Origin of the sequence: Aliihoeflea sp. 2WW (assembly GCF_000497755.1) — a bacterium.
Taxonomy (GTDB): Bacteria; Pseudomonadota; Alphaproteobacteria; order Rhizobiales; family Rhizobiaceae; genus Aliihoeflea.
Map to the genome: position 1 here is coordinate 148,708 of NZ_AYOD01000011.1, position 14,024 is coordinate 162,731.

A 14,024-nucleotide genomic window follows, 5' to 3' on the forward strand; every position below is an offset into this window, starting at 1 on the left:
TGGGATAATGTATTGGTCGTCGTCCACCGTGCGCATGGCTATCGTTTCGTCATCTACACGCAGGACCACGCGCCGGCCCATATCCATCTCATCGGAGCGGGCAATGCCAAGATCAACCTGATCGGGCCGGACGGTTCGATCGAGCTGGTCTTTGCGATCGGGATCAAGCGGCCGGAGTTGCGCCGGCTTCTTGAGGAAGTCGCGGCACGGCGCGACGATTTCCTGCAGGACTGGGAGCGCATTCATGGTGAAGCTGACTGACATGCAGATCGACGCCGCCGAAGAGCGGGGACGACAGGTGCTCGCCGAAGGTCTGCGGGCACGGACGGCGAGCTTTGACGCGGCGAGCGGCCGGATCGTCGTCGAGCTCGAAAATGGCTGCGCCTACGTCTTCCCGCCCGCGCTCGTCCAGTATCTGCACGATGCGCCGGCGGCCGATCTGGGCTTGGTCGAGGTCGACGGGTTCGGCCTCAATCTTCACTGGCCGCGCCTCGACGTCGATCTTTCCGTGCGGGCGCTCGTTGGTGGCGTATTCGGCACACGACGTTGGATGGCAAGCCAGTTCGCGCGTATTGGCGGCAGCACGACATCGCCGGCCAAGGTGCGCGCCGCGCGCGAGAACGGCGCAAAGGGCGGACGGCCGCGCAAGAGCGCCTGATCAGCCCGCGTCCACCCACGCCCGGATGAGATGATTGGCGATCGCCGCATTCGGCGGGACGATCAGGCGATCGGGGTGCGCGCCGGCGATCATTGAGCGCACTTCCTCGCGCGTGAACCAGCGGCAGGCTTCGAGTTCGGTGAAGTCCGGCGTCAGATCTTCGTTCAGCGCCTCGCCGAAGCAGCCGATCATCAGCGAATGGGGAAACGGCCAGGGCTGGCTGGCGTGATAGGCGACGCGGCCGATCTTGACGCCCGATTCCTCCAGCGTCTCGCGCCGCACCGCATCCTCGATCGTCTCGCCCGGCTCCACGAAACCGGCGAGCGTCGAAAACATGCCCGGCACGAAATGCGGGCTGCGGCCCATCAGGCAGCGATCCGGCGTGACGGTCAGCATGATGACGACGGGGTCGGTGCGCGGGAAATGCTGCGCGCCGCAGCCGGTGCACACGCGCTTGTAGCCGCCGATGCGTGACTCGGTCGCCGCCCCGCAGCGGCCGCAGAAGCGGCAATTGGCGTTCCAGGCGAGGAGGGACGCGCCCTGCCCTACGGCACCCATGTCCTCGGGAGCGAGAAGGCCCTGGCTGTTGAGCGAGCGCAGGTCGATCGCCTTGATGCCGTCCGGCAGGCCCTCGGGCTCTAGACTACCAGGGGCAGCGATCACCGGACCGTCGGGGCCATGGCCGAGCAGCACCGCATGCTCCAGCTTGACCCTGAGGGCTTCGGCTTCCGATGCCGAAAAACGGCAGTCGGGACCGGCGCCGTTCATCTTCAGGCAGAGGCGCCCGCCGCGCAGGATGAGAACCGACAGGCGCGGGTCGGCGAGCGCATCCGCCAGCGCCGTCTCGGAGCGGTTCTCGGCCTGCCGGTCGATGCAATTGCCGGCAAAGCCGACGAAGCGGCTCGGCTCTTCGGCCGGCCGGTCGAACAAGGCGAAATTCACAGGCGGCCCTTGATGTCGTTGATCAGGCCGTGGAGGTCTTCACGGCGATAGGGTTCGGGCTGGCCGTGGCCCCAGACGGGCCCGGGCCAGTTCGCATCGCCTTCCCTGCGCGCGATGACGTGGACGTGGAGCTGGCGGACGATGTTGCCGAGCGCGCCGATATTGATCTTGTCGCAGCGCGTGACCTCTTTCAGCGCCTTCGACACCATGGTCGTCTCGAAGGAGAGCATCGCCTGGTCGAGCGGCGTCAGGTCGTGGATCTCGACGGCGCCGCGGCGTTGCGGGATCATGATCAGCCATGGCCAGCGCGCATCGTTCATGATCCGAAGCTCGCAAAGGCCGAGCCAGATCACTTCGCGGCTGTCGCGTTCAAGCTTCCTGTCGAGCTCGAAACCGCCAGCCCTGTGCGGCATGTCCATGTCTCCCTCCTCTGCCAGGGTTGCGAGGCTAGAGCGTTTCCCCGCCCGATGGAAGCGAATCGTTCCAGCTTTCGATCCGGCCTTGCATTCGCCTTTCGAATTGCCGATATGGGGCGCGGGAGGTTGGTGGTGGACGAGCCACTCGCCAACCGGGTCAGGTCCGGAAGGAAGCAGCCCTAACGAGCCCCGGCACGGGTCACCGTGCCAGCCTCCCACCTTATTTCCCCGGCCTTGCGTCCGAGCCGTTTGCGGCATTGACGCCTGGCCATGTCGGGGACGACACTCGCGCCGCGAGGATGATCCGGGCCTTCGGGCTCATGGCACGAGCGAGACTTGATGGACGAAACTCCGCAGATCGAGACGAGCCGTCCGCAGGGACCCTACCGGGTCCTGGCGCGCAAATATCGCCCGCGCGACTTTTCCACCCTGATCGGCCAGGAGCCGATGGTGCGTACGCTGACCAACGCGTTCGCCACCGGCCGCATCGCCCAGGCCTGGATGCTGACCGGCGTGCGCGGCGTCGGCAAGACGACGACCGCCCGCATCCTCGCCCGCGCGCTCAACTACAAGACCGACGCCGTCAGCCAGCCGACCGTCGATCTCTCCGTCCCCGGCGAACATTGCGAAGCGATCATGGAAGGCCGCCATGTCGACGTGGTCGAGATGGACGCCGCCTCGCATACCGGCATCGACGACATTCGCGAGATCATCGAGCAGGTCCGCTATGCGCCGGTTTCCGCGCGCTACAAGGTCTACATCATCGACGAAGTGCACATGCTCTCGACGCAGGCCTTCAACGGCCTGTTGAAGACGCTCGAGGAGCCACCGCCGCACGTCAAGTTCATCTTCGCGACGACCGAAATCCGCAAGGTGCCGATCACCGTCCTGTCGCGCTGCCAGCGCTTCGACCTGCGCCGCGTCGACGCCGGCCTGCTGACCGCCCATCTGCGCGGCATCGCGCAGAAGGAGGACGTCGCGATCGACGACGACGCCCTCGCTATGATCGCGCGCGCGGCCGAGGGGTCGGTGCGCGATTCGCTGTCGATCCTCGATCAGGCGATCGCCCACGGTTCGGGCACGGTTACCGCCGAGGCGGTGCGCGACATGCTCGGCCTTGCCGACCGCGCGCGCGTCATCGACCTTTTCGAACTCCTGATGAAGGGCGACGTCGCCGGTGCGCTCGGCGAATTCCGCGGCCAGTACGATGCCGGCGCGGACCCCGCGACCGTTCTCACCGACCTTGCCGAGTTCAACCATCTCGTCACGCGCATCCGTTTCGTGCCGAACGCGGCCGACGACGCCTCAATCTCGCAGGAAGAGCGCCAGCGCGGGCGCGAATATGCGGACGGGCTTTCGGTGCGCGTCCTATCGCGCACGTGGCAGATGCTCTTGAAGGGCATCACCGAGGTTCAGACCGCGTCGCGGCCGGTCAGCGCCGCCGAGATGGTGCTGATCCGCATCGCGCATGCCGCGACCCTGCCGACGCTCGACGAGGCGCTGAAATCGCTGGAAGGCGACGGCCCGGTCCGCACGCTTCCCCAGGGCACGCCGACATCTTCCGCAGGAAGTGCTCCGAACCGTGCGCCGGCACCGGTCGATGCAGTCGCCGCCCAGCCCGTCGCGATGTCATCGAATGGCGGCGGGCAGACGATGCGGCTGGTACGCACCGAGCCGGAGCCCCTTCCGGTCGCCACGCCGAAGCCGCAGGTCGAAGAAGCGCCGGCCGAACCCCGTATCGCCTCGATGACCGATCTCGTCGCCTTGTGCGACGCCAATCGCGACATGGCGCTGAAGGTTCAGATCAAGCAGTTCCTGCGACCCGTGAAATTCGATCCGGGCCGCATCGAGGTCAGCCTGACCGAACACGCCCCGCGCATGCTCGTCAGCGACCTGACGACCCGGCTCCACACCTGGACCGGGCGGCGCTGGGTCGTCACGATCTCGCGCGAGCGCGGCGGCGACACGCTGTCGGAGATCGAGCAGGCGCGGCGCGACGTCGCCCTTCTCGACGCCAAGAACGACCCCTCCGTCGCGGCGATCCTCGCCCGCTTTCCCGGCGCGAAGATCATCGACGTTCGGCTGCCCGACGCGGTCGAGACGGCGGAGATCGAGATCGAAAGCGACGAAGTGCCGGTCGACCCGGGCATCGGCGATCTGGACGATGACGACGAAATCTGACCAACGGAGATCACGATGAAAGACCTTCTCGGCATGATGGGCAAGGCCCGCGAGATGCAGGCCAAGTTCCAGCAGATGCAGGAAGAACTGGCCAATGTCGAAGCGTCCGGCCAGTCCGCGGGCGGGCTCGTCCAGGTCACGCTTGCCGGCAAGTTCGAAATGAAGTCGCTCAAGATCGACCCCTCGCTCTTCAAGGAAGACGACGTCGAGATTCTCGAGGATCTGATCCTCGCCGCGCACAACGACGCCAAGACCAAGATCGAGGCGATCATGCAGCAGAAGACGCAGGAACTGACCGCCGGCCTGCCGATCCCGCCCGGCATGAAGCTGCCCTTCTAGGTTGCGGTTAACGCGTTAATAACCATTCGGGCGATAGGATCGGGCATATCCGGTTTTGATCGCGGAGTTCCGGCACAGGTGCGTTTGTGGCGCACCTGCCCCTTTTTTGCCGCAAAACACCCTTTCAAAATCATCGACGAAACGGCGGGGGCCGTTCGGAGAGGTTTGTAACGTGTTCTTTCGGCTCCCGGCCGCGGCCTGCGCGGTCGCCCTTTCGCTTGTTGTTTCCGCCTGCACGTCCAGCAGCGACCTTCTCGACGACGTGGTGACGTCCTCGGTCAAGCCCGTTGCGGCGACGGCCAGCAATCGCGATTGCATGGCGCGCGCGATGTTCTTCGAATCGCACAGGTCGAGCCGCGAAGGCCTCGTCGCCGTCGGCACGGTGGTGATGAACCGGGTCAATTCGGGCGAGTATCCGAACACGATTTGCGGTGTCGTCGGCCAGAAGAACCAGTTCGCGCCCGGCGTGATGACGCGCAAGATGAACTCCAAGGCGATGCCGGACGTGATGGCCGCTGCCGACGCGGTGCTTGCCGGCGAGCGCCACCCGATGGTGCAGAACGCCAAGTTCTTCCACACGGCCGGGCTGAACTTCCCCTATCCGAACATGCACTACGTGCTGAAAGCCGGCGGCAACGCGTTCTACGAGAAGCGCGGGCGCGAGGAACGCGCCGCAAACGGCGTACGCCCGCAGTCGCAGCTTGCCGCCGCCGGCCGCGTCGAGGGCAAGCAGGCGCGCGTCCAGGTCGCGGCCGCGCCGCAGCCCCAGCCGCAGGCCGAGCGCTTCGGCACGCCGCAACCGGCGCCGGCTGTCCCGCAGATGGAAACGGCTGAGGCAGCAGCCCCGGCGAACACGGCCTCCGAGGCGCTCTCCTTCGCCGTCGACCAGACCAACGCTGACGCGATCGGCGCCCTGATCCTCGACCAAACGCGGACCGGCTCGACCAACTGAGTTCGACCTACACATCGGCGGGTTTCGGCGTTAAACCGGAGCCATGTCGAAGAGAATCGCCGGCCCCGAAATCGAACGTCTGATCCAGCTTCTGGCCAAGGTGCCGGGGCTCGGGCCGCGCTCGGCGCGGCGTGCGGCGCTGCATCTCATCAAGAAGAAGGAACAGCTCTTCGTGCCGCTCACCGCCGCCATGGGCGAGGCGGTGGAGAAGGTTCGCGTCTGCTCCACCTGCGGCAATGTCGATACGTCCGACCCCTGCACGATCTGCACAGACCCGCGCCGCGAGGACGCAACGCTGATCGTCGTCGAGGACGTCGCAGATCTGTGGGCGCTGGAACGCGCGGCGGCGATGAACGTGCGCTACCACGTCCTCGGCGGCACGCTGTCGCCGCTCGACGGCGTCGGGCCGGACGACCTCAACATCAAGGCGCTGATCGCGCGCGTCGCTTCGGGCGGGGTGTCGGAGGTGATCCTCGCGGTCAACGCGACCGTCGAGGGTCAGACGACCGCGCACTACATCACCGACCAGTTGTCGAGCTTCGACGTCAAGGTCACGCGGCTGGCGCACGGCGTGCCGGTCGGGGGCGAGCTCGACTATCTCGACGAGGGAACGCTGACGGCGGCGCTGAAATCGCGCACGGCGTTTTGAGCGCTCGGCCATAGGGAGAAGACGGATGTCGCGGAAGTCACCCCCCTCTGGCCTGCCGGCCATCTCCCCCTCAAGGGGGGAGATCAATCTCGTCGCCGCCGCACTTGAGCCGACAAGGTCGGGTGCGAAATCCACGCGCGTGATCTCCCCCCTTGAGGGGGAGATGTCCGGCAGGACAGAGGGGGGTGTTCGTCTCCGCCGCTCCTTCATTGCAATACTGCTCCTCCTCCTCCTCCTCCCCCTCCCCGCCCTCGCCCAATCCATCGACCAGCAATTCCGCACCTGGCTCCAGAGCGACCTCTGGCCCGAAGCCTCCCGCGCCGGCGTCTCGCAGTCGACCTTCGACGCCGCCTTCGCCAATGTCGGCCCCAATCTCGACCTGCCCGACCTCGTCATGCCGGGTCAGGCTGCGCAGACGCCGCAGCGCCAGCATCAGGCCGAGTTCGGGTCGCCCGGCAACTATTTCGCAGAGAACATCGTCGGTGGCGTCACCGCGGGCGGGCGCCAGCGAGCGGGGCGGCTCGCACCGGTCTTGCGAGATCTCGAAGCGCGATACGGCGTTCCCGGCGGCATTCTGCTCGCCGTCTGGGGGCGCGAGAGCGGGTTCGGGGCGGCGCGCATCCCGCACAACGCGTTTCAAGTGCTCGGCACCAAGGCGTTCATGGCGACGCGCAAGGAGATGTTCCGCGCCGAGGTCATCGCCGCTTTGTTGATGGTCGAGCGCGGCCATGCGCGCGTATCCGACATGAAATCGTCCTGGGCCGGTGCACTCGGCCAGCCGCAATTCCTGCCTACTTCCTATCTCGAACATGCCGTCGGCCACTCCGGCGGACGGGCGGACATATGGAACTCCGAGGCGGACACCCTCGCCTCGATCGCCAACTATCTCGCCCATTTCGGCTGGGTGCGCGGGCGCGACTGGGGCTTCGAGGTCACCTTGCCGGCAAGCGTTTCCTGCGCGCTCGAAGGTCCCGACCGGGGGCGTCCAATCGCCGAATGGGCGTCGATGGGCGTCGCGCGCGTCTCGGGCCGGCCCTTCCCCGAGCACGAGTCGCGCGGCGAAGGCTTCCTCATGATGCCTGCCGGCCGCTCCGGCCCCGCCTTCCTCGTCACGCCGAATTTCTACGTCATCAAGGAATACAACGAGAGCGACCTCTATGCGCTCTTCGTCGGCCACGCAGGCGACCGCATCACCTATGGCGACAGCCGCTTTTCAGGCGCATGGGGCAATGTCGGCGGGCTGATACGATCCGACGTCGCGGCGATGCAGCGCGGGCTGCAGGCGCTCGGCTACGACACTGGCGGCGCCGACGGCCTGGCCGGATTTCGCACCCGCCGTTCGATTGGGGAATGGCAGCAGAAAGCGGGTCAGGCACCGACCTGTTTCCCCGACGGTTCGATCGTGCGCGCGCTGCGATGATTTTTTTGTCGGCGGCGGGAACCACAATGCGTCCAGCGTCTTGAAGCATTCGGGACGGGTCTGTTTTGGAGTGAACTCATGAAATTCGAATTTTCCGGATTGAAGACCGGATTGCTGGCAGTCGTCGGCGCCGGTCTGCTGGCATCGTGCGTCGTCGTCGAGGAAGGCCCGCGGCCCCTGCCGCCGCGCCCCGGCCCCGAGCCGATCTGCACGCAGCAATATGATCCCGTCTGCGGGGAGCGCGGACGTGACCAACAGACCTTCCCCAATTCCTGCGTGGCGCGCGCCGAAGGCTATCGCATCGCCTATGGCGGCGAATGCCGTCGCGGCGGCGGCTCGAACTGGGATCGTCCGGGACGTCCGGGCGGTGGCCCGGGCTGGGATCGTCCGGGCCGGCCGGGCCCCGATCGCCCGCAGTTCTGCACGCGCGAATATGCCCCGGTCTGCGCCGTGCAAGGCAACCGCCAGCAGACATTCGGCAATGCTTGCGAGGCAGAAGCTGCCGGCTGGCGCATTCGCCGCGGCGGCGAATGCTGATCTGAACAGGAAAAAGGCCGGCGCGATGCCGGCCTTTTCTTTGCTATTCGGCGGCGGCGCTCATCGCGGCCAGTCCGTGGACCTCGGCCAGTATCTCGAAAGAACGCACCCGCGCCGCGTGATCGTGGATTTGCGCTGTCACCATCAGTTCGTCCGCGCCGGTGCGCGCGATGAAGGCTTCGAGCCCTTGGCCGATCCGCTGCGGTGAGCCGACGATGGCGCAGGTCAGTGCCTGGTCGAGCATCGCCTTCGCCATCGGATCGATCTGCTGCTCGAACCCCTCGACCGGCTTCGGCAGCTTGCCGGGACGGCCGGAGCGCAGATTGACGAATGCCTGCTGCAGCGACGAGAACAGATAGCGCGCCTCCTCGTCGGTCGGCGCCGCGACGACGTTCAGCCCTGCCATGACATGGGGCTTGTCGAGATATTCCGATGGCTCGAAGCGTGTCCGATAGACCTCCAGCGCATGGTCGAGTTCGGCCGGGGCGAAATGCGAGGCGAAGGCGTAGGGCAGGCCGAGAGCGGCCGCGAGTTGCGCGCCATAAAGGCTCGACCCGAGAATCCACACCGGCACGTTCGTCCCCTCGCCCGGCACCGCGCGCACGCGCTGGGTGGGCTCAGCCGGCTTGAAATAGGCGAGCAGTTCGAGGACGTCGTTCGGAAACTGGTTGACGTCTCCCGAAAGAGAGCGACGCAGCGCGTGGGCGGTCAACTGGTCGGTGCCGGGCGCGCGGCCGAGCCCGAGATCGATGCGCCCCGGATAGAGCGAAGCCAGCGTACCGAACTGCTCGGCGATGACGAGCGGCGCGTGGTTCGGCAGCATGATGCCACCGGCGCCGACGCGAATGCGCGACGTGCCCCCCGCGACATGGCCGATGACGACCGAGGTCGCCGCGCTCGCGATGCCCGGCATGTTGTGATGTTCGGCGAGCCAGTAGCGGTTGTAGCCGAGCCGATCGGCGTTTCGTGCAAGGTCGAGCGTGTTGGCGAGCGCCTCGGCGGTCGTCGCGCCGTCCGGCACGGGGGAAAGGTCGAGTACGGAAAGGAGGGTCATCGCATCATCCGGTCATTTTCACTGCCCGGATATAGGAAAGCCTTTCGCCGCTCGCCAACTCACGGCGTGACGTGCTGCGCCTCTTCCTTGCTTTCTTCCTCTTCCTCGGCCGTCTGCTGGGCCGAGAGGAAATTGCCGACATGGCTCAGGCTCTCGAAATGGTCGCAGAAGACCTTGATGACGACCAGCAGCGGCACGGCAATCAGCGCGCCGACGAAGCCCCAAAGCCACGACCAGAACGCGACCGCGATGAAGATCGCGACAGCGTTGATCTCCAGCCTGCGCCCGACGATCAGCGGGTTGATGAAATTGCCTTCGAGGATATTGCAGAAGAGCACGAAGGCTGGCGGGATCATCGCATAGGCGATGCTGTCGAACGAGACGATCGACAGTACGGCGACGAGGATGATGGTGATCGCCGCGCCGACATAGGGCAGGAAATTCAGGAGGCCGGCCGCCACGCCGAAAACGAACGGCATCGGCATGCCCAAGGCCCAAAGGCCGGTGCCGACGGCGATGCCGAGGCATGTGTTGATCGCGGCGACGGTGAGCAGATAGCGCGAGATTTCGCGCTCGACGTCATAGACGACGCGCAGCGCACGCTTCTTCTCGCTCAGTTTGGTGAAGGACTGGACGATCTTCTCGTAGAACATCGTCCCCGAAGCCAGCAGGAACAGCGACAGGACGAAGGTGATCGCGGCCGTCGTCGACCCGGAAAGCAGATTACCGGCCGCGCGCGAGACGATGCCCGGCTGCGAGACGACGACGCGCTGGACGTCCGGCTCCGAGGTGGTTTCGGCCGCCTCGTCCACCTGTCGCGACACTTCCATGAAGCGCTCGAACGGGCGGCGCACTTCCTCGAGCCGTTCGGTCAGCCGGCGGCCGATGGCCGGCGCGTCGTTGACGAGTTCCACCACCGGCCCGGACAGGAAGTAGCCGGTCGTTCCGATCGCCGCCATCGACATGAAGACCAGAAGCGTCGCCGACAGCGCTTCGGGCACGCGGCGCTTGCGCAGGAAGCGCACGATGGGCGTCAGCATCAGCGCCAGCAGGAAGGCGAGGACGATCGGCATGAAGAAATCGCGCGCGAAATAAAGCGCGTAGACGACCGCGAACAGGAAAAGGCCGAGCATGAACGTGCGAATGAGACGCAGATCCCGGTCGCGCGCAGGAACGGGCACGGGCGGCACGGACGGCCCCGCTGGATCGAATTCGCTCTTCATGACCGTTCCCCGGACTTCCATCCGCGAGTGCCGGCGGCAATCGGGCGGATTGTGGCTGAAACGCGGCGCTCTGCCTTTCGTTCCGGCCCTTAGAAAGGGTCAGAAGATGTTCTGCTGGGAAATCTGGATGCCGGCAGGCCCGAGGATGACGGCGAAGAGAACCGGCAGGAAGAACAGGATCATCGGCACGGTCAGCTTCGGCGGCAGGGCCGCCGCCTTCTTCTCGGCCGCGGTCATCCGCGCCTCGCGGCTTTCGGCCGAAAGAACGCGCAGAGCGTGGGCGACGGGCGTGCCGTAGCGCTCGGCCTGGATCAGCGCCTGAGAGACGGAACGGACGGTTTCGAGACCGGTACGGCTCGCCAGGTTTTCGTAGGCCTGCTTGCGCTCCGGCAGGAACGAAAGCTCGGCGTTGGTCAGGACCAGTTCCTCGGCGAGCTCGACCGATTGCGAGCCGATTTCCTCGGCCACCTTGCGAAAGGCCGCCTCGACCGAAATGCCGGATTCCACGCAGATCAGCATCAGGTCCAGCGCGTCGGGCCAGGCGCGCTGGATCGATTGCTTGCGCTTGGTCGCCTTGTTGGAAACGTAGAGGACGGGGACGTAGAAGCCGGCATAGGCCGCGATGATGCAGATGACGCCGCGGATCAGATCGGGCTGATCGGCGAAGGCGCCCATGCCGAAGACGTAGACGAGCGCGGCGGCCAGGAAGACGAAGGGAAGGACGAGGCGGAAGAACAGGAACTTCGTCAGCGGATTCTGGCCGCGATAACCGGCCATGCGCAACTTGGCGACCGTCGCATCGTCGGCGAGCGCGCGGCGCAGGTCGAGCTTTTCGACGATGGACCTCATGCCCACCGATTCCTGCTCGCGAAGCCCCTTGCGCCGGCGTTCCGCCTCGCTTGCGAGCCGTGCCTTCTGCTGCGCGCGCAACTGGTCGCGCTCCAGCGCCACGGCCTTCATGCGTGTCTTCAGCGGATTGCCCGAAAGCGCCGGCAAGGCCGTGAACAGCGTCGCGAACACCGCCACCGAGACGAGAACCGCCAGGAGGAAGCTGGGATCGGTAACGATGCCGACGACTGAGCCTGTCATGACCGGTTCCTAGAAATCGAAGTTCATCATCTTGCGCATCACGAGCAGGCCCATGGCCATCCAGATGCCCGAGATCAGAAGGATGAGATGGCCCGTGCTGGTGGTGAAAAGCGGCATGATGTAGCCGGGGCTCGACAGGTAGACGAGGATCGCGACCACGATCGGCAGCGCGCCGATGATCACGGCGGATGCCTTGGCTTCCATCGACAGGGCGTCGATCTTGGCCTTCATCTTCTTGCGGTCGCGCAGCACCTTGGACAGATTGCCGATCGCTTCCGACAGATTGCCGCCGGCCTGGCTCTGGATCTGGATGACAATGCCGAAGAAGCTCGCCTCCGCCGCCGGCATGGATTCGGGCATCCGCATCACCGCTTCGGGGAGCGACAGGCCGAGTTGCTGATGCTCGACGACGCGCTTGAACTCGCTCTTGACGGGCTCCGGCGATTCACCGGCGATCATGCGCACGGCATCGTTGAGAGGCAGGCCGGACTTCACCGCGCGAACGATCACGTCGAGCGCGTTGGGGAATTCATTGAGGAACGCCTTGACGCGCCGCGCACGCTTGAAGGTGACGAACCAGCGCGGCAGGCCGAGACCACCCGCGATCATCGCGCCGGCGGCCAGCAGCAGCGGTGCGCCCAGGAACACGAACAGCACGAAGGTCACAAGGCCGGCAGCGACCGAGACCATGTAGAACTGGCGCATCGACATGGTGAGGCCGGCCTGGCGGATCTGCACCTTCAGCGGCGGCTTGTGCCGGCCCTGCCCGCGCGCCTTCTGCTTTTCCTCGAGATCCTTCAGCGTGTCCTGCACCGATTTGCGGCGCTTGGCGGCCTCGGCCACGCGGTCGCGCGAGGCGCGGACGATGTTGCGGTCGGCCTCGGCATTGCGGACCGTCTCGAAGCGACGCTCGATGGTGCGTTCGCTCTGCACGCGCGAAAACAGCAGGCCATAGGCGAGTGCCCCGGCGCTGACCGTTGCGAGCGCGATGAAGAGCAGCAGGTTCATGTCCATCGCGCGTTCCCCGTCCGGCTGGTCACGACTGAACTTCCATCGCTTCGAGTGCTGCGGCCAGACGCGCCTCCTCGCCATAGTAGCGCGCACGGTCCCAGAAGCCGGGACGGCCGACGCCGCTGGAGACGTGGTTGCCGATCAGGCGGCCATTGGCGTCTTCGCCCTTGATCTCGTAGGTCATCAGGTCCTGCGTGATGATGACGTCGCCTTCCATCCCGATCACCTCGGTGATGTGGGTGATGCGGCGCGAGCCGTCGCGCAGGCGCGCGGCCTGGATGATGACGTCGATCGAGCCGACGATGATCTCACGGACGGTCTTTTGCGGCAGCGTGAAGCCACCCATGGCGATCATCGATTCCATGCGGTTCAGGCATTCGCGCGGATTGTTGGCGTGGATGGTGCCCATCGAGCCGTCGTGACCGGTGTTCATCGCCTGCAGGAGGTCGAACACTTCGGGTCCGCGCACTTCGCCGACAATGATGCGCTCGGGGCGCATGCGCAGGCAGTTCTTGACGAGATCGCGCATGGTGATCTCGCCTTCGCCTTCCAGATTGGCGGGGCGCGTTTCGAGGCGCACGACATGCGGCTGCTGAAGCTGCAGCTCGGCCGAATCCTCGCAGGTGATGACGCGCTCCTCGCGGTCGACATAGTTGGTCAGGCAGTTGAGGAGCGTCGTCTTGCCCGAGCCGGTGCCGCCGGAAATGATGACGTTGCAACGCACCCGGCCGATGACCTTCAACACCTCCGCGCCTTCCGGCGAGATGGAGCCGAACTTGACGAGCTGGTCGAGCGTCAGCTTGTCCTTCTTGAACTTGCGGATGGTGAGCGCGGTGCCGTCGATGGCGAGCGGCGGCGCGATGACGTTGACGCGCGAGCCGTCGGGCAGGCGCGCATCGCAGATCGGCGAGGATTCGTCGACGCGGCGGCCGACCTGGCTGACGATGCGCTGGCAGATGTTCAGGAGCTGCTGGTTGTCGCGGAAACGGATCTGCGTCTGCTCGACGCGGCCGGCGACTTCGATGAAGACCTGCCGGGCGCCGTTGACCATGATGTCGGCGATGTCGTCGCGCGCCAGAAGCGGCTCCAGCGGACCGTAGCCGAGGACGTCGTTGCAGATGTCCTCGAGCAGCTCCTCCTGTTCGGAGATCGACATCGCGAAATTCTTGATCGCGATGATGTCGTTGACGATGTCGCGGATTTCCTCGCGCGCGGCGTCCGGCTCCAGCTTGGCGAGCTGCGACAGGTCGATCGTGTCGATGAGGGCGGAGAAGACCTGGCTCTTGGTGTCGTAATAGGCTTCCGAACGAGGCCGTGCCTGCGTTGCGACGCGTTTCGGCTCAGGCGCGAGCGGGGGCGTCGGATCGACCGCGCGCTTGGGCGCGGCGGAGCTTTCCGGCCCGCGCTCCACCGGACGTTCGTCAAGCGTCAGCGATTCGGAGACGGGCGCCGCGGGGGCGGGCCTGAATTCCGGAGTGTTGCGGCTTCCGCCTTCGTTTCCACGCTTGCCAAACATCGCTATGCCCGTCGTCCCCCGGCCCCGCCATCGGTGC

Annotated in this window: 15 protein-coding genes and 1 other RNA gene; 9 read left to right on the forward strand and 7 right to left on the reverse strand. The window is 66.0% G+C overall.

Annotated features, from left to right (window positions below; translation table 11 throughout):
- The first annotated feature begins 12 nt into the window (after nt 1–12).
- Together ALII_RS0107425 and ALII_RS0107430 are read left to right on the forward strand one after the other, a co-directional pair.
- Entirely contained in the window at nt 13–261 is a 249-nt protein-coding gene (locus ALII_RS0107425; protein ID WP_024586690.1) for a DUF4160 domain-containing protein, read from the forward strand.
- Nucleotides 245–658, forward strand: coding sequence for a DUF2442 domain-containing protein (locus tag ALII_RS0107430; protein WP_024586691.1), 414 nt, complete (start codon nt 245–247; stop codon nt 656–658). Before ALII_RS0107425 ends, ALII_RS0107430 begins: the two co-directional genes overlap by 17 nt.
- Here ALII_RS0107430 and nudC read toward each other — a convergent pair whose 3' ends face one another.
- Both nudC and ALII_RS0107440 read right to left on the reverse strand, forming a co-directional pair.
- Entirely contained in the window at nt 659–1,600 is a 942-nt protein-coding gene (nudC, locus tag ALII_RS0107435; protein ID WP_024586692.1) for an NAD(+) diphosphatase, read from the reverse strand.
- Complete coding sequence (locus tag ALII_RS0107440; protein ID WP_035449469.1) at nt 1,597–2,013, reverse strand: HIT family protein; 417 nt, start codon at nt 2,011–2,013, stop codon at nt 1,597–1,599. The genes nudC and ALII_RS0107440 overlap by 4 nt, the downstream gene beginning before the upstream one ends.
- Before the next feature lie 124 nt (nt 2,014–2,137).
- Between ALII_RS0107440 and ffs the strand changes: the two genes are divergently transcribed.
- The 7 genes from ffs (at nt 2,138) to ALII_RS0107470 (ending at nt 8,094) form a co-directional block, all read left to right on the forward strand.
- Nucleotides 2,138–2,235: signal recognition particle sRNA small type (ffs, locus tag ALII_RS21880), an RNA gene on the forward strand.
- A 120-nt stretch (nt 2,236–2,355) separates the two neighbouring features.
- Nucleotides 2,356–4,197: a DNA polymerase III subunit gamma/tau gene (locus ALII_RS0107445; RefSeq protein ID WP_024586694.1), complete on the forward strand. Its 1,842-nt coding sequence runs from the start codon at nt 2,356–2,358 to the stop codon at nt 4,195–4,197.
- Nucleotides 4,198–4,212: 15 nt separating this feature from the next.
- Nucleotides 4,213–4,536: a YbaB/EbfC family nucleoid-associated protein gene (locus tag ALII_RS0107450; RefSeq protein WP_024586695.1), complete on the forward strand. Its 324-nt coding sequence runs from the start codon at nt 4,213–4,215 to the stop codon at nt 4,534–4,536.
- Between the two features lie 172 nt (nt 4,537–4,708).
- The gene (locus ALII_RS0107455) at nt 4,709–5,488 is read left to right on the forward strand and encodes a cell wall hydrolase (RefSeq protein WP_024586696.1); all 780 of its coding nucleotides are present in this window, start codon (nt 4,709–4,711) and stop codon (nt 5,486–5,488) included.
- 43 nt (nt 5,489–5,531) lie between these two features.
- Nucleotides 5,532–6,137, forward strand: a complete 606-nt coding sequence (recR, locus tag ALII_RS0107460; protein ID WP_024586697.1) for a recombination mediator RecR — start codon at nt 5,532–5,534, stop codon at nt 6,135–6,137.
- Between the two features lie 163 nt (nt 6,138–6,300).
- On the forward strand, nt 6,301–7,557 hold the full coding sequence (locus ALII_RS0107465; protein ID WP_024586698.1) for a lytic murein transglycosylase: 1,257 nt from the start codon (nt 6,301–6,303) through the stop codon (nt 7,555–7,557).
- Between the two features lie 78 nt (nt 7,558–7,635).
- Nucleotides 7,636–8,094 (forward strand): Kazal-type serine protease inhibitor, encoded by a 459-nt coding sequence (locus tag ALII_RS0107470; RefSeq protein ID WP_024586699.1) that lies wholly within the window; start codon nt 7,636–7,638, stop codon nt 8,092–8,094.
- Between the two features lie 43 nt (nt 8,095–8,137).
- Here the strand turns inward: ALII_RS0107470 and ALII_RS0107475 are convergent, their stop codons facing one another.
- The 5 genes from ALII_RS0107475 to ALII_RS0107495 all read right to left on the reverse strand — a co-directional run bounded on the left by ALII_RS0107475 (nt 8,138) and on the right by ALII_RS0107495 (nt 13,987).
- Nucleotides 8,138–9,148 (reverse strand): LLM class flavin-dependent oxidoreductase, encoded by a 1,011-nt coding sequence (locus ALII_RS0107475; RefSeq protein WP_024586700.1) that lies wholly within the window; start codon nt 9,146–9,148, stop codon nt 8,138–8,140.
- A gap of 59 nt (nt 9,149–9,207) precedes the next feature.
- Entirely contained in the window at nt 9,208–10,281 is a 1,074-nt protein-coding gene (locus tag ALII_RS0107480; protein ID WP_244437370.1) for an AI-2E family transporter, read from the reverse strand.
- Between the two features lie 189 nt (nt 10,282–10,470).
- On the reverse strand, nt 10,471–11,460 hold the full coding sequence (locus ALII_RS0107485; protein WP_024586702.1) for a type II secretion system F family protein: 990 nt from the start codon (nt 11,458–11,460) through the stop codon (nt 10,471–10,473).
- A gap of 9 nt (nt 11,461–11,469) precedes the next feature.
- Nucleotides 11,470–12,474, reverse strand: a complete 1,005-nt coding sequence (locus tag ALII_RS0107490) for a type II secretion system F family protein (protein ID WP_024586703.1) — start codon at nt 12,472–12,474, stop codon at nt 11,470–11,472.
- Between the two features lie 22 nt (nt 12,475–12,496).
- Entirely contained in the window at nt 12,497–13,987 is a 1,491-nt protein-coding gene (locus ALII_RS0107495) for a CpaF family protein (RefSeq protein ID WP_024586704.1), read from the reverse strand.
- Between the last annotated feature and the right edge of the window lie 37 nt (nt 13,988–14,024).